This is a genomic window from Hyphomonas beringensis, from assembly GCF_000682755.1.
Taxonomy (GTDB): domain Bacteria; phylum Pseudomonadota; class Alphaproteobacteria; order Caulobacterales; family Hyphomonadaceae; genus Hyphomonas; species Hyphomonas beringensis.
Genome location: NZ_AWFF01000013.1, coordinates 85,830 through 109,022 on the forward strand (window position 1 = coordinate 85,830; position 23,193 = coordinate 109,022).

The 23,193-nt window shown below is 56.6% G+C and carries 23 protein-coding genes; 1 reads left to right on the forward strand and 22 read right to left on the reverse strand.

From position 1 onward, the window contains the following. Positions 1–7 precede the first annotated feature (7 nt). The 20 genes from HY29_RS02410 to HY29_RS02505 all read right to left on the reverse strand — a co-directional run bounded on the left by HY29_RS02410 (position 8) and on the right by HY29_RS02505 (position 20,111). Complete coding sequence (locus HY29_RS02410) at positions 8–241, reverse strand: DUF1467 family protein (RefSeq protein WP_034791466.1); 234 nt, start codon at positions 239–241, stop codon at positions 8–10. Further along, positions 241–669, reverse strand: a complete 429-nt coding sequence (gene mce, locus HY29_RS02415) for a methylmalonyl-CoA epimerase (protein ID WP_034791468.1) — start codon at positions 667–669, stop codon at positions 241–243. Before mce ends, HY29_RS02410 begins: the two co-directional genes overlap by 1 nt. A 5-nt stretch (positions 670–674) precedes the next feature. Continuing rightward, positions 675–2,360 carry a ribonuclease J gene (locus HY29_RS02420; protein ID WP_034791470.1) on the reverse strand — a complete coding sequence of 562 codons (1,686 nt, stop codon included), beginning with the start codon at positions 2,358–2,360 and terminating at the stop codon, positions 675–677. Between the two features lie 5 nt (positions 2,361–2,365). Beyond that, positions 2,366–3,133 (reverse strand): type III pantothenate kinase, encoded by a 768-nt coding sequence (locus HY29_RS02425; RefSeq protein WP_034791477.1) that lies wholly within the window; start codon positions 3,131–3,133, stop codon positions 2,366–2,368. Positions 3,134–3,137: 4 nt separating this feature from the next. Next, on the reverse strand, positions 3,138–3,875 hold the full coding sequence (locus HY29_RS02430; protein ID WP_034791478.1) for a biotin--[acetyl-CoA-carboxylase] ligase: 738 nt from the start codon (positions 3,873–3,875) through the stop codon (positions 3,138–3,140). Beyond that, the gene (gene nuoN / locus HY29_RS02435) at positions 3,872–5,299 is read right to left on the reverse strand and encodes an NADH-quinone oxidoreductase subunit NuoN (protein WP_034791479.1); all 1,428 of its coding nucleotides are present in this window, start codon (positions 5,297–5,299) and stop codon (positions 3,872–3,874) included. The genes HY29_RS02430 and nuoN overlap by 4 nt, the downstream gene beginning before the upstream one ends. A 6-nt stretch (positions 5,300–5,305) precedes the next feature. After that, on the reverse strand, positions 5,306–6,805 hold the full coding sequence (locus HY29_RS02440; protein WP_034791480.1) for an NADH-quinone oxidoreductase subunit M: 1,500 nt from the start codon (positions 6,803–6,805) through the stop codon (positions 5,306–5,308). Beyond that, complete coding sequence (nuoL, locus tag HY29_RS02445; protein WP_034791481.1) at positions 6,805–8,964, reverse strand: NADH-quinone oxidoreductase subunit L; 2,160 nt, start codon at positions 8,962–8,964, stop codon at positions 6,805–6,807. Before nuoL ends, HY29_RS02440 begins: the two co-directional genes overlap by 1 nt. 4 nt (positions 8,965–8,968) lie before the next feature. Continuing rightward, positions 8,969–9,277 carry an NADH-quinone oxidoreductase subunit NuoK gene (gene nuoK / locus HY29_RS02450; RefSeq protein ID WP_034791482.1) on the reverse strand — a complete coding sequence of 103 codons (309 nt, stop codon included), beginning with the start codon at positions 9,275–9,277 and terminating at the stop codon, positions 8,969–8,971. Between the two features lie 4 nt (positions 9,278–9,281). Continuing rightward, positions 9,282–9,875: an NADH-quinone oxidoreductase subunit J gene (locus HY29_RS02455; protein WP_034791483.1), complete on the reverse strand. Its 594-nt coding sequence runs from the start codon at positions 9,873–9,875 to the stop codon at positions 9,282–9,284. 61 nt (positions 9,876–9,936) lie between these two features. Further along, positions 9,937–10,422, reverse strand: a complete 486-nt coding sequence (gene nuoI, locus HY29_RS02460) for an NADH-quinone oxidoreductase subunit NuoI (RefSeq protein ID WP_034791484.1) — start codon at positions 10,420–10,422, stop codon at positions 9,937–9,939. Next, positions 10,419–11,510 (reverse strand): NADH-quinone oxidoreductase subunit NuoH, encoded by a 1,092-nt coding sequence (nuoH, locus tag HY29_RS02465; RefSeq protein WP_034791485.1) that lies wholly within the window; start codon positions 11,508–11,510, stop codon positions 10,419–10,421. Before nuoH ends, nuoI begins: the two co-directional genes overlap by 4 nt. Before the next feature lie 10 nt (positions 11,511–11,520). Further along, positions 11,521–13,620 carry an NADH-quinone oxidoreductase subunit NuoG gene (nuoG, locus tag HY29_RS02470; protein ID WP_034791486.1) on the reverse strand — a complete coding sequence of 700 codons (2,100 nt, stop codon included), beginning with the start codon at positions 13,618–13,620 and terminating at the stop codon, positions 11,521–11,523. A 6-nt stretch (positions 13,621–13,626) separates the two neighbouring features. Beyond that, on the reverse strand, positions 13,627–14,931 hold the full coding sequence (nuoF, locus tag HY29_RS02475; protein WP_034791487.1) for an NADH-quinone oxidoreductase subunit NuoF: 1,305 nt from the start codon (positions 14,929–14,931) through the stop codon (positions 13,627–13,629). A 3-nt stretch (positions 14,932–14,934) separates the two neighbouring features. Continuing rightward, positions 14,935–16,029, reverse strand: coding sequence for an NADH-quinone oxidoreductase subunit NuoE (gene nuoE, locus HY29_RS02480; RefSeq protein WP_034791488.1), 1,095 nt, complete (start codon positions 16,027–16,029; stop codon positions 14,935–14,937). 79 nt (positions 16,030–16,108) lie between these two features. After that, complete coding sequence (locus tag HY29_RS02485; RefSeq protein WP_034791489.1) at positions 16,109–17,314, reverse strand: NADH-quinone oxidoreductase subunit D; 1,206 nt, start codon at positions 17,312–17,314, stop codon at positions 16,109–16,111. Further along, positions 17,314–17,940 carry an NADH-quinone oxidoreductase subunit C gene (locus tag HY29_RS02490; protein ID WP_034791490.1) on the reverse strand — a complete coding sequence of 209 codons (627 nt, stop codon included), beginning with the start codon at positions 17,938–17,940 and terminating at the stop codon, positions 17,314–17,316. The genes HY29_RS02485 and HY29_RS02490 overlap by 1 nt, the downstream gene beginning before the upstream one ends. 10 nt (positions 17,941–17,950) lie before the next feature. After that, positions 17,951–18,550: a NuoB/complex I 20 kDa subunit family protein gene (locus HY29_RS02495; protein WP_162176663.1), complete on the reverse strand. Its 600-nt coding sequence runs from the start codon at positions 18,548–18,550 to the stop codon at positions 17,951–17,953. Beyond that, a complete protein-coding gene (locus HY29_RS02500; protein ID WP_422119911.1) occupies positions 18,520–18,885 on the reverse strand; it encodes an NADH-quinone oxidoreductase subunit A in 366 nt (121 codons plus the stop codon). Before HY29_RS02500 ends, HY29_RS02495 begins: the two co-directional genes overlap by 31 nt. Positions 18,886–19,145: 260 nt before the next feature. Continuing rightward, complete coding sequence (locus HY29_RS02505; protein ID WP_081811191.1) at positions 19,146–20,111, reverse strand: peptidoglycan-binding domain-containing protein; 966 nt, start codon at positions 20,109–20,111, stop codon at positions 19,146–19,148. A gap of 170 nt (positions 20,112–20,281) precedes the next feature. On the opposite strand from HY29_RS02505, the gene purB reads away from it, so the two are divergent. Then, positions 20,282–21,580 carry an adenylosuccinate lyase gene (gene purB, locus HY29_RS02510; protein ID WP_034791515.1) on the forward strand — a complete coding sequence of 433 codons (1,299 nt, stop codon included), beginning with the start codon at positions 20,282–20,284 and terminating at the stop codon, positions 21,578–21,580. Positions 21,581–21,593: 13 nt separating this feature from the next. Here purB and eda read toward each other — a convergent pair whose 3' ends face one another. Both eda and HY29_RS02520 read right to left on the reverse strand, forming a co-directional pair. Further along, complete coding sequence (eda, locus tag HY29_RS02515; RefSeq protein ID WP_034791518.1) at positions 21,594–22,229, reverse strand: bifunctional 4-hydroxy-2-oxoglutarate aldolase/2-dehydro-3-deoxy-phosphogluconate aldolase; 636 nt, start codon at positions 22,227–22,229, stop codon at positions 21,594–21,596. Beyond that, positions 22,226–23,191 carry a glucokinase gene (locus tag HY29_RS02520; RefSeq protein WP_034791528.1) on the reverse strand — a complete coding sequence of 322 codons (966 nt, stop codon included), beginning with the start codon at positions 23,189–23,191 and terminating at the stop codon, positions 22,226–22,228. The genes eda and HY29_RS02520 overlap by 4 nt, the downstream gene beginning before the upstream one ends. Positions 23,192–23,193: the final 2 nt, after the last annotated feature.

Below are 23,193 nucleotides of genomic sequence, written 5' to 3' on the forward strand. Positions count from 1 at the left end.
GCTGCGCCTATTGCGCAAGAAGGCGTGGCACGACCACAGCTGCGATTGCTGTCAGGACGACCGCGCCGACTGAAGCCCATAATACTTTTTTCATGAGCATGGGATGCTTGGGGGCTGCCTCTTCAGTGCCTGGAATAGTGGAATCATCTTCCCACTGTCCCCGCACACCGATCGGCAACGCCACAAAAAAGCAGAGCCACCAGCAAATCGTAAAAACGACAAGGGCGCTTGTGATGGTCATCAGTGATGTCCCTCAGGTGTTTCCATCAGTTCGATCAAGACACCGTTAGAATTCTTCGGATGTACGAAGATAATGAGCGTTCCGTGTGCGCCGATACGCGGCTTACCCAAAACAGTCGCCCCGCGCTTGCCCATTTCCTCAACAGCCTGATGGACGTCATCCACTTCAAAACAAACGTGATGCTGCCCACCCTTGGGGTTCTTCTGAATAAAATTATGGATTGGCGAGTCTTCGTTCAGAGGTTCGATAAGTTCGATCTGGCTGTTTGGCAAATTCACGAAGCACACCTTCACACCCTGCTCCGGCATATCGAAGGGCGTGGTGATATCTGTTGCGCCATAAAGCGTTCGGTAGGTTTCACATGCCTCTTCAAGATCCGGCACAGCAACGCCGACATGGTTCAAGGGACCGATTTTGAATTCAGACATGGTGATCAACTCCGTAATACAATCACTTCAATAATGGGCCGATGCCCAAAAGCTGCAAGGCATGCCTTGCGGATGGCGCGGCCAATCGCGCGCTCGACACTTTCATCGTCCGAGCGATCCCGGCGCTTCATCTTGTTGATGGCGTCCTCAGCGGCGATCTCCAGAGGCTCTACGCTCTCATCCGCCAGACGACCGTCCCCCTCGGACAGACCCTTGGTCACAATGATCGGGCCATCAAGAATCTGTCCATCATCATCAAGTGTGAGAGAGGCAAAGACGATGCCGCCCCAAGACAGTTTCCGACGCTCATCAATGCCTTGAGCACCTTCCGGGACCAGCTTGTTGCCATCCAGATAGAGGCGCCCTGCCGGCACGAGATCTATAATTTCTGCATCGCCGGGCGCCAGGCGGACAAGGCTGCCATTGCGCGGCGCAATCGCTTCAGGAACCTGTAGTGACTTCGCGAAAGTCGCATGCTCCATGATGTGGCGCCTCTCGCCATGTACTGGCACGGCAATGCGCGGACGTACCCATTGATACATACGCTTCAGCTCATCCCGGCAGGGATGGCCGGATACGTGGATCTTCTCGGGCACCATGCGCGGTGTGATCACTCTGACGCCCTGGTCCGCAAGAGAGTTCTGAAGCTGGAAGATGCCCTTCTCATTTCCCGGGATAAGCCGGGAGGAGAAGATCACCGTGTCCCCCTGATGCAAGGAAATGTTACGATGGTCGCCGCGGGCAATACGCGTCAGGGCGGCCCGTGGCTCCCCTTGGCTACCCGTGCACAGGTAAAGAATATGCTCTGCCGGAATGTGAGCCGCATCAGCCTCGTCCACGAATTCAAGCGTGGGAGGCAAGATTCCGACGGCCTTCGCGGCATCCGTAATGCGGTGCATGCTGCGGCCGACCAGGCAGACAGCGCGGCCAGCAAGCTCAGCTGCCTCGATGACAGACTTTACGCGCGCGACATTGGACGCGAACGTCGTCACCGCTACAGCCTGACGCTGGCTGGCGATCAGTTGGATCAGCCCATCTCGTACGGATTCTTCTGAACCGGACTCCCCCTCTTCAAAAACATTCGTGGAGTCGCAGACCATGGCGAGAACACCTTCGTCGCCGAGCGCCGTCAGGGCCTTGATATCGGTCTTCGAGCCAATCTGCGGCGACGGGTCGATTTTCCAGTCCCCTGTGTGCAGGATGATCCCGGCCGGCGTACGGATGGCCAGGGCATTCGGCTCAGGAATGGAGTGTGTCAGCGTCACATAGGTCACCTCAAAGGGGCCTGCCTTGACTGTGCCACCCAGAGCAACCGGCTTGAGAACGGACGTATCTACGCCCCTCTCTTCCATTTTGGTGCGCACCAGTTCCGCGGTGAAAGGGGTTGCGTAGATCTGCGCCTTTGTCTGCAGTCGCGGATACAGAAGACCGACGGCACCTATGTGGTCTTCGTGCGCGTGCGTCAGGAAGATCGCCTCAATCTTCTCACCTACCAGAAAAGAAGGATCTGAGCAGATCAGATCAATGCCTGGCGTATCCAGCGAACCGAATGTCACGCCAAGATCCGCAAGAATCCATTTGCGATCATGCGCAGGGCCGTAGCCATAGGCATTGAGGTTCATGCCTATCTCTTCGCACCCACCTATTGGCAGGAAGACCAGTTCGTTTGCGATGTCTTCTGTGTCTGCCATAAATCTCAACTGTTCAGGTGATAAATTTCCAGGAGGCCGCGGATAGTAATATCTTGATCATAATGATCTATAGTTTCGCTGGCGCCTTCAAAGAGGGAGGCAACACCTCCCGTGGCGACAACCTGCATGGGTTTTCCATATTCGGCCTTGATGCGACGGACGATCCCATCAATCAAATCAATATACCCCCAGAACACACCTGACTGCATGGCACTTACAGTATCCTGGCCAATAACATGCTGAGGACGCTGAATGGCAATCCGTGGCAACTGGGCGGCGGCGTCATGCAAAGCACGTACGGAGAGGTTGATACCGGGCGAAATAATACCGCCTTCAAAGCCGCCATCTTCTGAGACCACATCAAATGTGGTTGCCGTGCCGCTGTCGATCACGATCAGATTCCCCGGATAGCTGACATGGGCCCCAAGTGCGCTGACAATCCGGTCAGCGCCGACCTGTTCCGGCCGGTGAATGCGAACTTCGACACCTGTCTTGAGATGAGGATCGCCAATAAACATAGGCTCAATTTCTAAATAGCGACGCGCCAGATTCCGGAAGTTGAACTGTGCTTGCGGCACAACAGTGGAAATCACGCAGCCTTTGATCTGGTGCAGATCGACCTTGTACATGTCGGCAAGACGCCACAACCACGCGGCATGATCGTCTGCGGTTTTTGTCGCGTCCGTTGCGCTGCGCCACTGATTGATCCAGTTTTCACCGTCGTGAATACCAAACACCGTATTGGTGTTACCAACGTCGATCGCCAACAGCATAAGCCTATGTCCTTCCTATCAGGGAGACATCCCCCGCCCTTATCATCTGCCGTTCCCCATTGGGCAATCGCAGAATAAGGGCGCCATCTGGAGCCATATCCTCGAAAACGCCCTCGACGGGGCTATCTGAGACCGTGACCCGAACGGTCTCTCCCAGACCTTCCGCCACCTTCAACCAGTCTTCGCGAAGGGGCTCAAAGCTTTGTCTTGCCTGTTCCAGACGACGCGCAAAAGTTTCTCTCAGTACGGAGAGCGCGTCTTCGGCGCTGATGAGCGTATCGCCCCTCAGATCATGAATGCAGGTGGTCGCCTGACTCGTACCTTCCGGACACTCGGCAATGTTGATGCCTATGCCGGCGACAACCCAGAAATCCTGTCCCTGCCCGCCTGTCTCAATCAGAATGCCGGAAAGCTTTGCCTGATTGACGCGCGCATCATTCGGCCATTTCAGTTTAACCGGAGCCCCTGGCGCTATGATGGCAGCCATGTCCGACACAGCCAACGCGGTCGCAAAGGGCAGACGCGCTGCGATAGATATGCCGCCAGGCTCTCTGAAGAACGCACTGGAAAACAGGTTCCCGGAAGACGACAGCCAGGGGCGCTGCAAACGTCCCCGGCCTGCGGTCTGAGATTCAGCGACCAGCCAGCAGTTCTCGATGTGGCCAGCCTTGGCACGGCGCTGGGCTTCCGTGTTCGTGCTGTCTATGACGCCCAAATGATATACGGGCCAGTCGAGTCTCAAATCGGCAGACCCGCAGCAGCGTTCCCGGCCCAACCTGACAGCTGGTAGATGAACACCAGGAAGACCACACCCGTCAGCACAGCCGAGGCGATGACCGTAAAGGTAACGGACCCATCAATTGCTTCGAACTTCTCTGTCGGCTCATCAAACCACATGATCTTGATCAGACGCAGATAGTAGCCAAGCGACACAACGGATGCGAGCACCAGGATAACGGCCAGTGGCAACAGTCCGGCATCCAGACCCGCATTCAGTACTTCCCACTTCCCGAAGAAGCCACCGAAGGGTGGCAGACCGGCCATGGAGAAAATCAGGACAGACAGGGCAATCGCCAGCCAAGGGCGCTTGCGCATAAGACCGCCCAGTTCGTTGACACCTTCAACCATTCCGCCTCTGCGCCGCATGGACAGCACACCGGCAAATAGGCCGAGCGAAGCAATGACATACAAGGTCATGAAGACAAGCAGAGGCCCCGCGCCGAATTCCTGCCCGGCAGCGACAGCCACAAGCGCATACCCGATATTGGCAATCGAGGAATAGCCGAGCAGTCGCTTGATGTTGGTTTGCGTCAGCGCGCCAAGGGACCCAATGATCATGGACAGAGCTGCGATGATCGACAGGATCAGCTGCCATTGCTCAATGACGCCACCAAATACTGTGTACATCACATTCGCGAACACAACCATGGAAGCCATCTTCGGAGCGGTCGCAAAGAAGGCGGCAACCGGTGTCGGGGAGCCTTCATACACATCCGGTGTCCAGACATGCATCGGCGCTGCGGAGACTTTGAATGCCAGACCGACGATCATGAGGACCATGCCGAACATCATTCCGACCGAAGGTTCGGCGGCGGCAATCGCCACATATTCGGTCGATCCCGCAAAGCCATAGACCAGCGACGCGCCATAGAGCAGCATTCCGGACGCCAGCGAACCAAGAACAAAATACTTCAGGCCGGCCTCGGAAGAACGGATCGAGTCGCGGTGGAATGCGGCCATCACGTAGGATGACAAGCTGAGGGTCTCAACGCCCATATAGAGAGTCATCAAATCAGCCGCAGACAGCATCATTCCGATGCCGAGGCTGGCGAAGATCGTCAGCAGGGCATACTCATAGCGAATTGTGTTGTGGCGCTTCAGGAAGCCTTCGGACATTAGCAGCGTAACTCCGCCGATCGCATAGCTCACAAACTTGGCGAAGTTCACAAAGGTATTCGTGCGCACCAGGCCATTGAAGGCTTCTCCGCCCTGATAGTTCATCAGAGAGAATGCCGCAGCCGCGAATAGGACGAGCGCACCGAACTTGAAGGCAAGCGCGTTGAACTTGTCTTTCAGAACGGCGCCCAAAAGCACGCCGATCAGAGCAGTTGCTGCGAGCCAGAGTTCAGGCCCGATTGCAAGGATCATGGCAGTGTAATCCAGCATGAGAGGTCAGCCTCCTGCCATCAGGTTCAGCACGCGCAGCGCCGAGCCTTCAGTAATGTTGAAAATGAGATTGGGTGCGACGCCGAACAGAATGGTCAGCAGGGCCAATGGCACGATGCAGATCAATTCGATCCGGTTCATATCCTTGATCGCGTTCAGCTTGGGATTCGTGATCTGGCCAAACACCGTGCGACGATACAGGGTCAGCATGTAAACGGCAGAGAAGATCACCCCAAGCGCGGCGCCAAAGGCAGCCCATGAAGAGGCCTGGTAGCCGCCGACCATGGTAAGGATCTCACCGATAAAGCCTGATGTGCCCGGGAGACCGACATTGGCCATGGTGAACAGCATGAACAGCGATGCATAAATCGGCATACGGTGCACAAGACCGCCATATGCGGATATCTCACGTGTGTGCATACGGTCGTAAACAACGCCCACGATCAGGAACAGCGCTCCAGATATGATACCGTGGCTGAGCATCTGGAAGATTGCGCCCTGCACACCGGCTTCGTTGAACGAGAAGACACCCAACGTGACAAACCCCATGTGCGCGACAGACGAATACGCAATCAGCTTTTTCATGTCTGTCTGACGCCAGGCAACGAGCGAGGTGTAGACAATCGCCACGACGGCCAGCGCGAACATGACCGGTTGAAACAGATGGCTCGCATCCGGGAACATCGGCAGCGAGAAGCGCAGGAAGCCATAGCCGCCCATCTTCAGCAGAACACCGGCCAGCACGACAGAGCCCGCAGTCGGAGCCTGAACGTGCGCATCCGGAAGCCATGTATGCACCGGCCACATCGGCAGCTTGACCGCAAAGGACGCCATGAAGGCAAGCCACAGCCAGGTCTGCGCACTGCGTGCGAACTCGTAGTTCTCAAGAACCTCAAAGTCCGAGCTGCCTGCAGCCTGGTACATATAGACCACGGCAACCAGCATGAAGAGAGAGCCAATCAGCGTGTAAAGGAAGAATTTGAACGCCGCATAGATCTTGTCCGGACCACCCCAGATCCCGATGATCAGGAACATCGGGATAAGGCCAGCCTCGAAGAAGATGTAGAAGAGCACCAGATCCAGCGAGGTAAACACGCCGATCATGAAAGTCTCAAGCACAAGGAATGCGACAACATATTCTGTGACGCGCTTGTTGATCGAGTTCCAACTGGCCAGAAGGCAGATCGGCGTCAGGAAGGTCGTCAGCAAGACCAGCGCTATGGACAGACCGTCCACGCCCATCTTGTAGCTGATGTTCTGATACCAGCGATATTGCTCAACCAGCTGATAGCCTGGCTCTGCCGGATTGTAATAGGCAAACGCAGCCAGTGAGACCAGGAAGGTCGCCCCTGAGATAATCAGGCCCGCCATGAGGGCCGTGCGCCCTTCAGAGCCCGCCTGCGTCTCATCCCGGCTGCCCGCCGTTGCCGCACGCACGATCATGATGATCAACGCCCCTGCCAGCGGCAGGAATGTCATCGCCGAGAGAATGGGAAAACCGCCCATCAGTTAACTCCTCCAGCGCGCAGCCACATAATTCCACCGAATACGAGTGCAGCGCCGATAATCACAAATGCGTAGTGGTACAGATAGCCGGTATGCATCTTGGACAGACGCTTGGCGGCGCCTTGCGTGACATGCGTCACCCCATCAGGCCCAAGGCCGTCGATGATCTTCTTGTCTGCTTTCCAGAAGAGATTGCCGAGCAAGGCCGATCCGCGGATCAGTGTCGCCTGGTAGATCTCATCGAAGTACCATTTGTTGTAGAACAATGAGTAGAGCGGCCCGCCACTATCGGCGATGCGCTTACCGACACCGCGATTGAAGTAGTAGGTAAAGGTCGCAATCAGGAAGCCCGCGATGGTGACGACCAGCGGCGCATAGATCACCCATTCCGGCACATCGTGACGATTGTGCAGAACGTGGTTCGCAGCTGAGCGATAAATCGCACCTGCCCAGAAGGTCTCATTATTGTGACCAACGAAGGCATTGTAGAAATACAGGCCTGCAAACATCGCGCCGAGGCTGAGCAGTGCGAGCGGAATAAGCATGACCATAGGAGATTCATGTGGGTCGCCATGGTGACCATGATCGTGATGATCATCCGCAGCCAGATGGTCGTCAGCATGAGAGTCTGCTTCATCGTGCACGTCATCATGATGAGCCTTCGATGCCATCGGGCCGTGGAAGGTCATATAGATAAGCCGCCAAGAGTAGAAGCTTGTCAGGAAGGCCGCGATGATGCCGAACCAGAAGGCCACTTGGCCAAACATGACCTTGGCAGCACCGCCCGCGAATGCACTCTCCAGGATAGCATCTTTTGAGAAGAAGCCGGAAAAGCCGATCTGTGTATGCGGAATGCCCAGACCGATGATGGCAATTGTACCAATCATCATGGCCGCATAGGTGAGCGGCATGTACTTCGCCAGACCGCCCATTTTGCGCATATCCTGCTCATGATGCATGCCGTGGATAACGGAGCCCGCACCAAGGAACAGTAGAGCCTTAAAGAAGGCGTGCGTGAACAAGTGGAACATGGCCGCTTCATAAGCGCCAACGCCTGCGGCAAAGAACATATAGCCGAGCTGGGAACAGGTAGAGTAGGCGATCACGCGCTTGATATCGTTCTGCGCCATGCCGACTGTCGCAGCATAGAGTGCCGTCACAGCGCCAACGATCGTGATCATGCCCGCGGCATAGAGCGTATATTGGTAGATCGGCGACAGTAGACAGACCAGGTAGACACCGGCCGTAACCATGGTTGCAGCGTGGATAAGTGCGGACACAGGCGTCGGGCCTTCCATGGCGTCCGGCAACCAGACATGCAGAAAGAACTGCGCAGACTTACCCATTGCGCCGATGAACAGCAGCACGCCGATAACTTCGAGTGCATTCAGATCCCAGTGCAGGAAAGAGATGGTCAGCTCGCGCACCGGGAAAGCTTCTGTGAAGCCAACTGGTACAACAGCCGTATTCTGGCGCACCGCGTCCAGAACCGGTCCAAATTCAACTGACCGGAAGACGTAGAAGACGGCCATGATGCCCAGCGCGAGGCCGAAGTCGCCAACACGGTTGGTGACGAAAGCCTTGATGGAGGCATCGTTCGGCGCCTTGTTCTGATACCAGAAGCCGATGAGCAGATAGGAAGCAAGGCCCACACCTTCCCAGCCGAAGAAGAGCTGGATGAAGTTATCCGCTGTCACCAGCATCAGCATCATGAAGGTAAAGAGCGACAGATAGCTGAAGAAGCGCGCCTTGTGCGGCTCTTCACTCATATAGCCCCAGGAATAGAGGTGAACGAGGCCGGACACGCCCGTGATCACCGCCATCATAACAATGGAGAGCGTGTCGACGCGGATCGCCCAATTTGCCTGGAACTCACCTACATGAATCCACGGCATCAGCGTAATGATGTGTTGCTTCAGCTCGCTTGCGGAAGACATGGCAACAAGGCTGGCATGGTGCTCCTCAGCGCCTGCTGCGTGACCGCCAAGACCGGCAACGTAAGCGAACAACTGGAACAGTGACAGCGCACCTGCTGACAGGACAACCGCCGTCGTCAGCGTCATGACGAGCTTATCGCCAATGAATTTGTGGACCAGCCCCGTAAGAGCGATCAGCCCAGGCGCGAGAACGATATACAGAATAAGGAAATCAGGTAGCATCCATCTATCCCTTCATCAGGTCGACACTCTCAACAGAGATGTCGCCGCGATTGCGGAAATAGACGACCAGAACGGCAAGCCCGACGGCCGCTTCAGCAGCAGCCACCGTCAGCACCAGCATCGCGAAGATCTGACCTGTAATCGTTCCGGTAAAGACCGAGAATGCGACGAGGTTCAGGTTCACAGAAAGCAGGATCAACTCGATCGCCATGAGAATGACGATGATGTTCTTGCGGTTCACGAATATGCCGACAACCCCGATCGTGAACAGGGCCGCAGACACGGCAAGATAGTGGGAAAGCCCAAGGTCCATTGTCTCAGATCCCCTGCCCCGGTGTGGGGTCCTTCAGTTCGACAGCGTCGCTGCGGCGGCGCGAAGTTTGTTTGGCGATATTCTGGCGTTTCGTTTCCGGGCGGTGGCGCAGTGTCAGCACAATCGCGCCAATCATTGCGACCAGAAGGATGATGCCGGCCATCTGGAACAACAGCAGATATTGCGTGTACATCACCTGCCCGATGGCTTCCGTATTGGTGGCTGCGCCAGGCGAAGCATCAAATGTGGACGCGTTGGTGGAAGTTCCGAAGACGGTCGCAAGCACGATCTCGGCCGCGAAAATGACACCAACAAGGACCGCGAACGGCCAGTATCGCAAGGTGCCCTGCTTCAGCTCAACAAAGTCCACATCTAGCATCATGACGACAAAAAGGAACAACACCGCCACCGCGCCGACATAAACAACGACCAGAAGCATGGCGAGGAATTCCGCGCCGATCAGGACCAGAAGGCCTGCGGATGAAAAGAATGCGAGGATCAGCCACAACACGGAGTGAACCGGGTTGCGTGCCATGATCACGGACAATGCCGAGACGAGCACGACCAGCGCGATCAGATAGAAAGCGTAGACTGCCACAGCCCTTCTAGGCCCCCTTCTTGGTGGAGCGAGCGCTCCACGAGTTTCAATTTACAGCGCCTTAACGATAAGGCGCGTCGAGTTCCAAATTCTTCGCGATCAGCCGTTCCCAGCGGTCGCCATTCGCGAGCAGACGGTCTTTGTCATAGAACAACTCCTCGCGTGTTTCGGTCGCGAATTCGAAATTCGGACCTTCAACAATTGCATCCACTGGGCATGCTTCCTGGCAGAAGCCACAATAGATGCATTTCACCATATCGATGTCATACCGCGTCGTGCGACGGGCGCCGTCGGCACGAGGCTCCGCCTCAATCGTGATGGCCTGCGCCGGACAGATTGCTTCACAGAGTTTACATGCGATGCAGCGCTCTTCCCCGCTGGGATAGCGACGCAGCGCATGCTCACCGCGGAAACGTGGGGACAGCGGGTTCTTCTCGAACGGGTAGTTTACGGTTGCCTTGCGGCGGAACATCTCCCGGGTTGCCACAACAAAGGCCCCGAGGAAATCTGTCAGCAGTGCACCGCGTATGGTTTGCGCCAGGCTCATGACTGCACTCCCATATAAACGACATATCCCGCCACGATCAGCACAGCAGCCAGAGATGTCGGCAGAAACACTTTCCAGCCCAGACGCATCAACTGGTCATAGCGGTAGCGGGGCACGATGGCTTTCACCATTGCAAAAAGGAAGAAGAAGAAAAGGATCTTGAACATGAACCAGAACAGGCCGGCAAAGGCGTTCAGGAACGGGTGATCGCGTACGAAATCCTCACCCAGCGGGATCGGACCATGCCAGCCACCAAGGAAAAGGATGGTCATCATCGCGCACATCAGAACGATGTTCAGATACTCGCCCAGCATGAACAGCAGGTACGGTGTGGAACCATACTCAACCTGATAGCCGGCAACGAGTTCGGATTCCGCTTCAGGAAGGTCGAAAGGAGGCCGGTTTGTTTCAGCCAGCGCCGAGATGAAGAAGATCACAAACATCGGGAACATGACGATGATCAGCGGAAAATTCTGGAAGCTGAAGGCGTGCCAGTTCCAGAAACCGCCATCCTGATTGTTGACAATGTCGGTCAGGTTCATGGAACCGACCTGCAGGATAACCGTCACAATGACGAAGCCGATTGAGACCTCATACGAGACCATCTGCGCCGCCGAGCGCAACGCACCCAGGAATGGATACTTCGAGTTGGAAGCCCAGCCACCCATGATGATGCCATAGACACCAAGAGAGCTGATCGCGAAGAGATAAAGAATCCCGACGTTCAGGTTTGAAATAACCCAACTGGTTCCACTGGTCGTACCCGGCGCGACAGGGATGGCCGACCAGGATGCAAAAGCCAGAGTACAGGTGAGGATCGGCGCCAAGATGAAAACCGTCTTGTTGGCACCTGCCGGAATGACGATTTCCTTGATCAGGAACTTGCCGAAGTCAGCAAAGGACTGAAGCAAACCGAACGGGCCGACAACGTTAGGCCCTTTCCGCATCATCACACCTGCCCAGACTTTACGGTCCAGTAGCAGAAGAAAGGCAATCGACAACAGAAGAACCAGGGTGAACAGGGCAATCTGCCCCAGAACCAGAAGCGGCCCCCAAAGCTGTCCAAAAGACTCGACGTAGTTGCTCATGGCGCCCGCCCTACTCCGCTGCTACCGGAGTGTCCAGCGCTGAGGCCAGCGCAGAACATTCGGCCATTGTCTTAGATGCACGGGCGATCGGGTTGGTCATGTAGAAATCATCTACAACCGCTCCAAACGAGACGCTGGTCAGCGCCGCCGAGGCACTCGTCATAGGCTGTTTCAGAGCCTCAATTCCCCGTACGCCAGGCGCAAAGCCGAGACCGGAGAACACGGTGCTTTCGCCTTCTGCACCCCGCAAAACGCCTCTCAAGGCGTCAGCCGTGTCATAAGCAAGCGTCTTGCCCATCACATCTGACAGGGCACGGAAAATGGCCCAACCTTCGCGCGCCTCGCCCTTGGGCTGGACAGCCCTTGAGGTCATCTGGACGCGTCCTTCGGTGTTCACATATGTCGCAGCCATTTCGGTGTAAGCAGCAGACGGCAGAATGATGTCCGCCCGCGCAGCACCTGCATCTCCGTGGGAGCCGACATAGATAACCTTGGAATCGCCCAAGCTTGAGAGGTCCACCTCGTCTGCCCCAAGAAGAACAACTGTCTCCATGCCGCCAGAGAGGATAGCAGCTGTGTCTGCGCCGTCATCTGCCGGAACGAAGCCGACATCAAGGGCGCCAACACGGCCTGCCGCATTGTGCAGCACACCGAAGCCAGCCCAATCTTCCTTGATCGCGCCAACTTCATTCGCAAGCTTCAGGGCAGAGGCAAGAACGGCTTCACCGTCTTCACCACACAGAGCCCCCTCACCCACGACAATCATCGGACGCTCGGCAGAGGCCAGTGCCTTGCCAAAATCCGTATCACGAACATTTGTCAGCGCATCCGCGCCTTGGCCTAGCCATTCATGATCATAGGTAAGATCTGCAGCTTCGCCGATCCGGCCGACTTTCAGATCAGCCCACAGCCATGTCTTGCGAATGCGGGCATTCCAGACGGCGGCTTCGACGCGTGGATTGGCGCCGACCAGAAGCAGCATGTCCGCCTCTTCAACACCCGCAAGCGTGCCATTCAGGATGTAGCGCTCGCGAACACCGTCGGTGCCATACTTGGCCCCGGCCGGGCGGCAGTCGGTGCTGTTTACACCAAGCGCGCGGAACAGATCCAGCGCTGCCTTGGCCTGCTCGACTTCGATCAGGTCACCCGCAACAACGCCGATCTTGTCTGCACTCACAGACAGGGCTTCTTTCGCGGCAGCGAAAGCCTCTCCCCAAGTGGCGGCGCGCAGGCGGCCATTTTCGCGAATGTAAGGCTTGTCGAGGCGCTGGCGGGCAAGTCCATCCCACACAAAGCGGGATTTGTCGGACAGCCACTCCTCGTTAATTTCCTCATTGGTCTCCGGCAGGATGCGCATCACGCCGTCACCCTTTGCATCAACTCGAATAGAGGCGCCCATGGCGTCCATCACATCGATCGATGATGTCTTGCGCAGCTCCCAAGGGCGGGCATTGAACGCGTAGGGCTTGGAGGTCAGCGCGCCAACAGGGCAAAGATCGATGACATTGCCCGACAGCTCAGATGTCAGACTCTTTTCAAGATACGTTGTGATCTCCGCACCTTCGCCGCGGCTGATCATGCCAAGTTCTTCAACACCGGCCACTTCAGCGGAGAAACGCACACAGCGCGTACACTGAATACAACGCGTCATGATCGTCTTGACCAGCGGCCCCATATACTTGTCTTCAACAGCGCGCTTGTTCTCTTCATAGCGGCTGCCGGCACGGCCATAGGCCATGGCCTGGTCCTGCAGGTCACATTCACCGCCCTGGTCGCAGATCGGGCAATCCAGCGGGTGGTTGATAAGCAGGAATTCCATCACGCCGTTGCGGGCCTTGTCGACATAGTCGCCCTTGGTGCGGATGTTCGGCGCAGAACCATCCCGGTTCGGGCGCATGTCGCCAACCGTCTGGGCACAGGAGGCAATCGGCTTCGGCGCGCCTTCCCATTCCACAAGGCACATGCGGCAGTTACCGGCCACGGACAGACGCTCGTGATAGCAGAAGCGAGGGATCTCAGCGCCAGCCTCCTCACACGCCTGCATCAGCGTGTAATGACGCGGGACCTCAATGTCCTTGCCGTCGATATTCAGCTTGAAGGTATCGGACATATGCCTTTACTCCGCTGCCACGACTGCGCCCTGCACCATGGCGCGCGGCAGCCTGTATTGATTGATGCGTTCTTCGATCTCGTGACGGAAGTGACGGATAAGCCCCTGGATTGGCCAGGCCGCTGCGTCGCCCAGAGCACAGATTGTGTGACCTTCCACCTGCTTGGTAACGTCCAGCAGTGTTTCGATCTCATCATGCTCGGCTTCGCCTTTGACCATGCGCTCCATGACGCGCCACATCCAGCCCGTGCCCTCACGACACGGCGTACACTGACCGCAGCTCTCATGCTTGTAGAAGTAAGCAAGGCGGGCGATCGCCTTGATCAGGTCTGTATCCTTGTCCATTACGATGACAGCCGCTGTGCCGAGACCTGATTTCAGATCCCGCAGGGTGTCAAAGTCCATATAGGCGTCCATGATCTGCTCGGCCGGAACCATCGGCACGGAAGATCCGCCCGGGATCACTGCCTTCAGATTGTCCCAGCCGCCGCGAATGCCGCCGCAATGAGTGTCGATCAGCTCACGGAACGTGATCGACATCTCTTCTTCCACATTGCATGGCTTGTTCACGTGGCCGGAAATGCAGAACAGCTTTGTGCCGGCATTGTTCGGACGGCCGAAGCCGGCAAACCACTCAGCGCCGCGACGCAAGATGGTCGGCGCAACCGCAATCGACTCAACATTGTTCACCGTCGTCGGGCAGCCATAGAGACCGGCATTGGCCGGGAATGGCGGCTTCAGGCGCGGCTGGCCTTTCTTGCCTTCCAGGCTTTCCAGCAGAGCGGTCTCTTCACCGCAGATATAAGCGCCAGCACCGTGATGGACATAAAGATCGAAATCCCAGCCATTCACATTGTCCTTGCCGATCAGCTTTGCCTCATAGGCTTCCTTGACGGCCTTTTCGAGCGCGTGGCGCTCATTGATGTACTCGCCACGAATATAAACATAGCATTTGTGTGCGCGCATCGCGCGGCTGGCCACCATGCAGCCCTCGATCAGCAGATGCGGATCGTGGCGCATAATTTCGCGGTCCTTACATGTGCCGGGTTCCGATTCGTCGGCATTGACGACCAGATAGTGTGGACGCTCCCGCACCTCCTTCGGCATGAAGGTCCACTTCAGTCCGGTCGGAAAGCCCGCGCCACCCCGGCCGCGCAGACCGGACGCCTTGATCTGGTCGCAGATCCAGTCCGGCCCCTGATCCAGCATCTCTTTGGTCAGATGCCAAGCGCCACGTTTTTTCGCGGACTCCAGATCTGGCGAGTGCAGACCATAGAGGTTTGTGAAGATGCGATCCTTGTCCTGCAACATGGCCTAGTCCTCATCATCCTGGCTGGAGGGGACATCGCCCGCATCCACGCGCTTGGAGAATTCTGTTTCGCCGCCTTCGGCCAGTGTTTTGGCCTGGCCGATCCAGCCTTCACGTTCGATCCGGCCAGGAAAGCTCATATAGTCTTCCACCCAGTCAACATTTTCCGGTGTCCAGGCAGCGATTTGCTTGAAGGTGAAAACACCGAGTTCATTGAGCGCGTCTTCGTTCTTCGGACCGATACCCTTAATGCGCTTGAGATCGTCCTGCTCTTCAGCAGTCACCTCAACCGTTTCCGGGCGCTCGCCAGCCAGATTTTCCTTCTCCTTATTGGAGATGAGAGTGGTCTTGCCGGTGTTACTATCCTTGGGAACTTCACGCTTGGTGTTTGTCGGCGCGGCCTCTTCCGGCTTCGCGGCTGACGATGCCTCAGGGGCCTCGGCTTTGTCTTCTGCCAGATTTGGCAGGCGCGAGACCTCGTTGCGGCTGCCATCAAACAGAGCCGGGTCCGTCAGAATGGCCGTGCCACCTTCCGGCGCGCTATTGATCCGATCAACCTGAGGGCCAGCCTGAGCCTCAACACCATTTTTGAGCTTGCCTATGATTTCCTGGAGGGAGTCTTCCGTCAGATCTTCGTAATAGTCATCATTGATCTGAACCATTGGCGCATTCACACACGCACCGAGGCATTCAACCTCTTCCCAGGAAAGACGGCCATCATCCGTTACGTACATCGGATTACCGATTTCAGTCTTGCAGACGTCTTTCAGGCGGTCTGCACCACGAAGCTGGCACGGCGTCGTGCCGCAAAGCTGGATGTGATACTTTCCTACGGGCTGCAGACGGAACATCGTGTAGAAGGTCGCGACCTCATACACACGGATGTACGGCATCTCCAGGCGATCCGCGACTTCGCGCATCGCCGGCTCTGACAACCAGCCTGCATTATCCTTTTGTGCCAGCCACAATAGCGGGATCACAGCGGAGCGCTGCTTCTCTGCCGGATACTTACCCCGCCAGAAAGCAATCTTCTCTTCAGTTTCAGGCTTAAAGGCGAACGTGTCGCCACCAGCCTCAAGATCAAAACGGCGCAGTGCCACTACTCGATCCTTCCTGCATAAAACATTTCAGCTTCATCCCATGACGGATGAAAAAATTGTGGAGCGAAAGACAAAACACTCACCGGTCAATCTCCCCGAACACGATGTCGAGAGACCCGAGAACGGCAGAGACGTCTGCCAGCATGTGGCCCTTGCAGAGATGGTCCATCGCCTGAAGGTGCGGATAACCCGGCGCGCGGATCTTCGCACGATACGGTCGGTTTGTGCCGTCGGAGACCAGATACACCCCGAACTCGCCCTTGGGCGCTTCGATGGCGGCATAGGTTTCGCCTTCCGGAACGTGGAAACCTTCTGTGTACAGCTTGAAGTGATGGATCAGCGCCTCCATCGAGTTTTTCATCTCGGCGCGACGTGGCGGAGCCATCTTGGAGCCTGGCACAAGAACGGGCCCAGGCCCCTCTTTCGCCAGCAGCTCAATACATTGCTGCATGATCTTCGTGGACTCACGCATTTCATCCATGCGGCAAACATAGCGGTCGTAATTGTCACCGTTGCGGCCTACCGGAATCTTGAAGTCGAGTTCTGAATAGCACTCATAAGGTTGCGCGCGGCGCAAATCCCAGGCCAGGCCCGATCCACGCACCATCACACCAGAGAAGCCCCAATCCATGATAGTCTTCTCATCCACGACGCCGATATCGACCATACGCTGCTTGAAGATGCGGTTCTCCGTAACGAGGCTCTCAATCTGGTCGAGCACCTTCGGGAAGTCATCGCACCACTCGGCGATATCATCCAGCAAGGGCTGCGGAAGATCCTGATGAACACCGCCTGGACGGAAATAAGCAGCATGCATCCGGCTACCCGATGCGCGTTCGTAGAAAACGCAGAGTTTTTCGCGTTCCTCAAAACACCAGGTGATTGGCGTAAGCGCCCCGACATCCATCACGCCCGTCCCGACATTCAGCAAGTGGGACATGATCCGGCCGATCTCTGAATAGAGGACACGGATCAGGCTTGCGCGACGCGGAATGGCGACGCCCAGCAGTTTCTCGATCGCCAGACACCAGGCATGCTCCTGGTTCATCGGTGAGCAATAGTCCAAGCGGTCAAAGTACGGCATGCCCTGCAGGAAGGTCTTGTACTCCAGCAGCTTCTCCGTGCCGCGGTGCAACAGGCCAATATGGCTGTCCACCCGGGTCACGACTTCGCCGTCGAGGTCCAGAATCATCCGGAGCACGCCGTGCGCAGCCGGGTGCTGCGGGCCGAAATTCAATGTGAACTTACGGTCATCAATCTCGGAAATGTGTGCAGTGTCGGCCATTATTCAGGGGCCTCCTCGGCCTTCTCGTCACCGGGAATCTGACTGGTCATCCCTTCCCATGGGGAGAGGAAGTCAAAGTTGCGGTACTCCTGAGCCAGCTCAACCGGCTCATAGACCACGCGCTTCTCGAGATCATCGTAGCGAACTTCGTAATGCCCGGTCAGCGGGAAGTCCTTGCGTAGCGGATAGCCCTCAAAGCCATAGTCCGTCAGAATGCGGCGCAGATCCGGGTGATCGGAGAACTGGATGCCATACATGTCGAAGGCTTCGCGCTCGAACCAGTTAGCAACGGGCCAAAGGCTCACAACACTTGGAACCGGAGTGTCTTCATCTGTCTGCACGCGCACGCGTACCCTGTGATTCATGCGCATGGACAGTAAGTGATAAACAACTTCAAAACGCTCCGCGCGCTCCGGGTAGTCCACTCCGCAAACATCAATGAAGGTTTCGAAATTACACTGCTGATCATCCCGCAGGAAGCGGAGCAGACTAAGCACGTGATCGCGCTCGGCCAGAATGGTCAGCTCCCCCAGAACAACATTCGCAGCCCGCACAGCATCAGGCTGGCGAGCTGAAATATGCGCCCCGAGATCTTTCAGGGATTCTATGGCTTCGGCGTCAATCATCACAGGATCCTTAGCGCTCAATCGAACCTTCGCGACGGATTTTCTTCTGAAGCTGAAGGAAACCGTAGACCAGCGCCTCAGCCGTAGGCGGGCACCCAGGAATGTAGATGTCGACCGGAACAATCCGGTCACAGCCGCGCACAACGCTGTAGCTATAGTGATAATAGCCGCCGCCATTTGCACAGCTGCCCATGGAGATCACATAGCGCGGGTTCGGCATCTGGTCGTAAACCTTACGCAGCGCCGGTGCCATCTTGTTGGTCAGCGTGCCAGCAACGATCATCACATCAGACTGGCGCGGTGATCCGCGCGGCGCCATGCCGAAGCGTTCAAGGTCGTAGCGCGGGTTACCGGCATGCATCATTTCAACAGCACAACAGGCCAGACCAAAGGTCATCCACATTAGCGAGCCTGTCCGCGCCCACGAAATCAGATCGTCGGCCGCAGCGGTGAAGTAGCCTTTGTCCGCCAGTTGATCCGACAGCCCTGTATAGAAGGGATCATCAGGCCTGGGCTTGAACCCACCCTCGACACCAGAACGTGAGGCACCAAGCGCATATGGTTTATAATCGTCAGCCATTATTCCCACTCCAGCGCACCGCGGCGCCATTCGTAGATAAACCCAATGGTCAACACGCCCAGGAAAACCACCATGGACCAGAAGCCGACAAGTCCGATTGTGCCGAGGCTGATCGCCCATGGGAACAGGAAAGCGACCTCAAGGTCGAAAATGATGAACAGGATGGCGACCAGGTAGAAGCGCACATCAAATTTCATCCGTGCATCGTCAAAGGCGGGGAAACCACACTCATAAGCTGAGTTCTTTTCAGGGTCTGGCTGTGCCGGCGCCAGCAGCGTCGATCCAACGATGAAGAGGCTTGAAATAACCCCACCAATCACCAGGAAAATGATGACCGGCAAGTAATCGAGCGCCAAGCGTTCAATCTCTGACATGCTGTGTGGTCTCCTGCCAAAAGTTGGCCCATATCTGGCGCCGGATTAGGACGGTTTCGCTCGTGGCGCAACAGACAGCCGCAATATATCGCAGCTATCAAGTTTAACTCGTGTAAATGCCCAGTTCACGGGCAGTTTGCTGCGGCGCACCGTCACGCCCGTTTATCACATGACACCAGAAACACGGCGACTCAAATGTCCCTCCAAACTCTACATTGCCTGTTGTGGTGGCGAAACGGGCGCTACCATTGTCAGTTATGAGGCACGCCCAGCGACACAAGCGTTTCAGACGTGAGCCGTCCGAGCATCAGTCTGTTCTGCTGCTGATAGGCCTTCATGGCGCGAAGTGTGTCTTGCCCGAGGACACCGTCATCCGCGACAGTATATCCCGCCTTCTGCAGAGCACGCTGCAGACTCAGGACGATTTCAGGCGTTATTTCCGAGTCGCAGACGACCTCCTGCTCGGAAATATGCGCCGGCTGAACCACAACCTGCTTTTCAACTGTCTTGTAGGCTGCTGGCACTGTCACAGCTTCCTGCCTTGGCGGCGTCACAAGACGCTGCCTGACAATGGTCTCGTATAGTGGGTCAACATCTGCGGCAGCCTCGGCAGATGGCACTTTCACGACCTCTGTAGAGATATCTTCGTAAACCGACGGGGTGAGACTCGTTTCCACGCGCTGCTTCCGCACGAGGGCTCTTCGCGTTTCCGTGCGATACTTTGCAGGCATCATGACCGGGCAGATGCCCAATTCCTGCACCACAGACGCTTCCTCAGCGTTCAGAGTGTGACCTTCGAGATCACATGGGCCGTCCGAAACCTGCCACGTCACATGCGCCGGCTTTATTAGGATCTGCTCAGTGCGTGTCTCGTACTCGGCGGGGAAAAGCTCAATCTCTGTCTGTTGAGGCGTAATCTCGATTCTCTCTGTCACAGTTTCACTTACAGGGGCGGAAACAGCTTCATCGATAACGACATCCCGGACCAGTATCTGCTCTGTCACAGTCTCATAGACAGCCGGAATGACACGCACTTCGATATGCTCCGGTATCTCGGAAATCTGCTCGGTGATGACCATCGTGACTTCCGGAACGAGAACCTTTGCGACACAGGCCGGCGGGCGGGCTTGCTGCGCGAAAGCGACACCGGCCAGCGCACAGGCAAATATTGCCAGCCCCAATAGTTTCCTCTGAACAACCATATATGTCCCGTACATCACCCCTGCCTGCTCTCTCGGAGCAGTCTATCTAATAGTCCACACATAGCTCGCGAGCCATAGAGTGTCTGAACTGGTTCATTCAGCAGGCTGCTTTTGTTCGGCTCTGCCACTGGTTTTCTGCGCAGCACATACTATTACGGCGGCAACAGAAAGCATCGAGGTTCCAGATGATCCCAAGATACACACGACCCGAAATGGCTGCCATCTGGGAGCCTGAATCCAGATTTGGCATTTGGCTGGAGATTGAGACCCTCGCTGCCGAAGGCATGGAGAAGCTCGACATCATCCCGCAAGGTGTTTCCGCTGCGGTGCGCGAGCGTGCCGCTTTCGAAGTGGAACGCATCGACGAGATCGAGCGTGAAGTGAAGCATGATGTCATCGCCTTCCTGACCAATGTTGCCGAACATGTCGGAGAGGAAGCCCGGTTCCTTCACAAGGGCATGACCTCTTCAGACGTCCTGGATACCTGCCTGAACGTTCAGCTGGTGCGCGCTGCTGACCTGCTACTGACCGGTATCGACCGCGTTTTGGCGGCCCTGGAAAAGCGCGCCTTTGAGCACAAGCTGACGCCCACCATAGGCCGCAGCCACGGCATTCATGCCGAGCCAACAACGTTCGGAGTGAAACTCGCAACCTTCCATGCAGAATTCCAGCGCTGCCGGGCCCGACTGGTCGCCGCACGCGAGGAAGTCGCGACGTGCGCAATCTCCGGTGCTGTTGGTACGTTTGCCAATATTGATCCACGCATTGAGGAATATGTGGCCGAAAAACTCGGCCTCGAAGTTGAACCTGTCTCCACGCAGGTCATCCCGCGCGACCGTCATGCCATGTATTTCGCAACCCTCGGCGTAATCGCCTCATCGATTGAACGCCTCGCGACAGAAGTGCGTCACCTGCAGCGCACTGAGGTTCTGGAAGCAGAGGAGTTTTTCTCTGCCGGCCAGAAAGGTTCCTCCGCCATGCCGCACAAGCGGAACCCGGTGCTGACCGAGAATTTGACAGGCCTCGCCCGTCTCGTTCGTTCAGCCGTTACGCCGGCCCTAGAAAACGTTGCCCTCTGGCATGAGCGCGACATTTCCCACTCCTCTGTTGAACGCGGTATCGGCCCGGATGCCACCGTGCACCTGGACTTTGCCCTGCACCGCTTGGGTGGGGTTATCGAGAATCTTGTCGTCTATCCGGAAAACATGCTGAGCACGCTGGAGAGCATGGGGGGCCTGCACAACTCGCAGCGCATCCTGCTCGCGCTGGTCGAGAAAGGCGTTAGCCGGGAAGACAGCTATCGCATCGTCCAACGCAACGCGATGAAGACCTGGAAAAAAGAAGGCCCATTGCTGGACCTGCTCAAGAAAGATCCAGAAGTTAGCGAACGCCTGTCAGATGATGAACTCGAGGCCCTGTTCGACCTCGATTACCACTTCAAGCATGTCGACACGATCTTCCAGCGCGTCTTTGGCAAAAGCTAAGGCCGTCGCCTGATCAAACCTTTTGCAACGCCGCCTTTGCCTTGGCTGCAATGTCAGACCAGGCCGAGGCGGCGATGTCTTTCTCGGTGGCGATCCATGACCCGCCAACCGCGACCACATTCGGAAGCGCCAGATACTCTGCCGCATTGTCCGTGCTCACCCCGCCTGTCGGCATGAAGCTCAGATGTGGCAAAGGTCCGCTAAGGGCCTTCAGTGCCGGGACTCCGCCCGCAACCGCGGCCGGAAAGAGTTTCAGCATCTTGAAGCCTTCTTCATACCGGCTCATCGCCTCGCTCGCCGTGGCGATGCCGGGAATGGTGATGTCCCGATATTCTGCAATCGCCTCAAGAAGTTTCGGGCTCATCCCCGGAGAGACAAGGAAATCTGCGCCAGCCTGAATCGAATTGCGAACATCGTCGCCGGTCAGGACGGTTCCCGCGCCGACGATCAAATCGGGCTGTGCCTTTTTCATTGCTTCGATCACAGCGAGGCCGCTAGCCGTGCGCAGCGTGACCTCTGCAATGGTCAGCCCCCCTTCAACCAGGGCATCTGCCAGAGGTGCGGCAGATTGCACGTCCGGCACAACAAGCACCGGTACAATAGGGGCACGGCCTGCAGCGGCTTTGAGTGTCTCAAGGGATTGGGTCATGAAAGCCTTTCCTGGGCATAGTATGCTGCAGCCCCGATCAGGGGCGCTTCTGGGTCGTGCATAAGCTGAATGGGACAATCTGCCAGATAATCCGACATTGGCCCCCTATCCCGAAACCGCGAAATGGCTTCCGGACATTTGAGATAATCTACGATGCGTTCGGTCACGCCGCCGGCAAGGATGATTCCACCCAGCGCGCCATTGGCGAGGGCAAGATCTCCAACTGCGCCCATGACGGCATTAGCGCGCATGGCGATCAGCTTGTCGAACATCTCATCGCCCGCATCTGCGCGCTCACGCATGGCTTGGGGACAAATCTCTTCATACGGACGCTTGAAGACCTCGCAGAAGGCCTTGTGTACGTGCTCCAGGCCCATGCCGGAGGCGACGATTTCATTCGACACATAGCCCTGCTCTCGCACGAGGATGCTGGCAATGTCGAATTCAAGCTCATCTCTGGGTGAAAACGCAATATGGCCACCCTCGCCTGCCATAACACGCCAGGTGCCCTGACCAGTCGGCAGCAAAGTCGCGACGCCAAAGCCCGTCCCCGGCCCGGCAACAATCATTGGATAGCCAGGCAACGCTGTGCCTGACAGCACTTCCTCGAACGATGAAGAATCATGTTCGGGTACGGATCGCGCCATGGCAGTGAAATCATTGATCAGGCGAACATCGTCAAACGAAAACATCGCCTTCAGGCGTTCAGATGCCACATGCCACTGACGATTGGTAAGGAACACTTCCTCATTTTTCACAGGTCCAGCCATGGCAAAACATGCCCGGCGAACGTTCACACCTTCCGTTTCAATATATGACGCAAGGGCGCGATCGAAGGCCTCAAAATTGTCCCCCGGCAACTTTACGAATTTTTCGATCTCGACCTTGCCGTCACATTTAGATGCAACAGCAAAACGAACATTGGTGCCGCCGACGTCACCAACAATCATCTGCTCACCCATAC

Coding starts and splice junctions, on each gene's coding strand:
- HY29_RS02410 (WP_034791466.1), bottom strand. CDS start 241: ATGACCATCACAAGCGCCCTTGTCGTTTTTACGATTTGCTGGTGGCTC.
- mce (WP_034791468.1), bottom strand. CDS start 669: ATGTCTGAATTCAAAATCGGTCCCTTGAACCATGTCGGCGTTGCTGTG.
- HY29_RS02420 (WP_034791470.1), bottom strand. CDS start 2,360: ATGGCAGACACAGAAGACATCGCAAACGAACTGGTCTTCCTGCCAATA.
- HY29_RS02425 (WP_034791477.1), bottom strand. CDS start 3,133: ATGCTGTTGGCGATCGACGTTGGTAACACCAATACGGTGTTTGGTATT.
- nuoN (WP_034791479.1), bottom strand. CDS start 5,299: ATGCTGGATTACACTGCCATGATCCTTGCAATCGGGCCTGAACTCTGG.
- HY29_RS02440 (WP_034791480.1), bottom strand. CDS start 6,805: ATGGGCGGTTTTCCCATTCTCTCGGCGATGACATTCCTGCCGCTGGCA.
- nuoL (WP_034791481.1), bottom strand. CDS start 8,964: ATGCTACCTGATTTCCTTATTCTGTATATCGTTCTCGCGCCTGGGCTG.
- nuoK (WP_034791482.1), bottom strand. CDS start 9,277: ATGGACCTTGGGCTTTCCCACTATCTTGCCGTGTCTGCGGCCCTGTTC.
- nuoI (WP_034791484.1), bottom strand. CDS start 10,422: ATGAGCCTGGCGCAAACCATACGCGGTGCACTGCTGACAGATTTCCTC.
- nuoH (WP_034791485.1), bottom strand. CDS start 11,510: ATGAGCAACTACGTCGAGTCTTTTGGACAGCTTTGGGGGCCGCTTCTG.
- nuoG (WP_034791486.1), bottom strand. CDS start 13,620: ATGTCCGATACCTTCAAGCTGAATATCGACGGCAAGGACATTGAGGTC.
- nuoF (WP_034791487.1), bottom strand. CDS start 14,931: ATGTTGCAGGACAAGGATCGCATCTTCACAAACCTCTATGGTCTGCAC.
- HY29_RS02485 (WP_034791489.1), bottom strand. CDS start 17,314: ATGGCCGACACTGCACACATTTCCGAGATTGATGACCGTAAGTTCACA.
- HY29_RS02490 (WP_034791490.1), bottom strand. CDS start 17,940: ATGATTGACGCCGAAGCCATAGAATCCCTGAAAGATCTCGGGGCGCAT.
- HY29_RS02495 (WP_162176663.1), bottom strand. CDS start 18,550: ATGGCGCCGCGGTGCGCTGGAGTGGGAATAATGGCTGACGATTATAAA.
- HY29_RS02505 (WP_081811191.1), bottom strand. CDS start 20,111: ATGTACGGGACATATATGGTTGTTCAGAGGAAACTATTGGGGCTGGCA.
- purB (WP_034791515.1), top strand. CDS start 20,282: ATGATCCCAAGATACACACGACCCGAAATGGCTGCCATCTGGGAGCCT.
- eda (WP_034791518.1), bottom strand. CDS start 22,229: ATGACCCAATCCCTTGAGACACTCAAAGCCGCTGCAGGCCGTGCCCCT.
- HY29_RS02520 (WP_034791528.1), bottom strand. CDS start 23,191: ATGGGTGAGCAGATGATTGTTGGTGACGTCGGCGGCACCAATGTTCGT.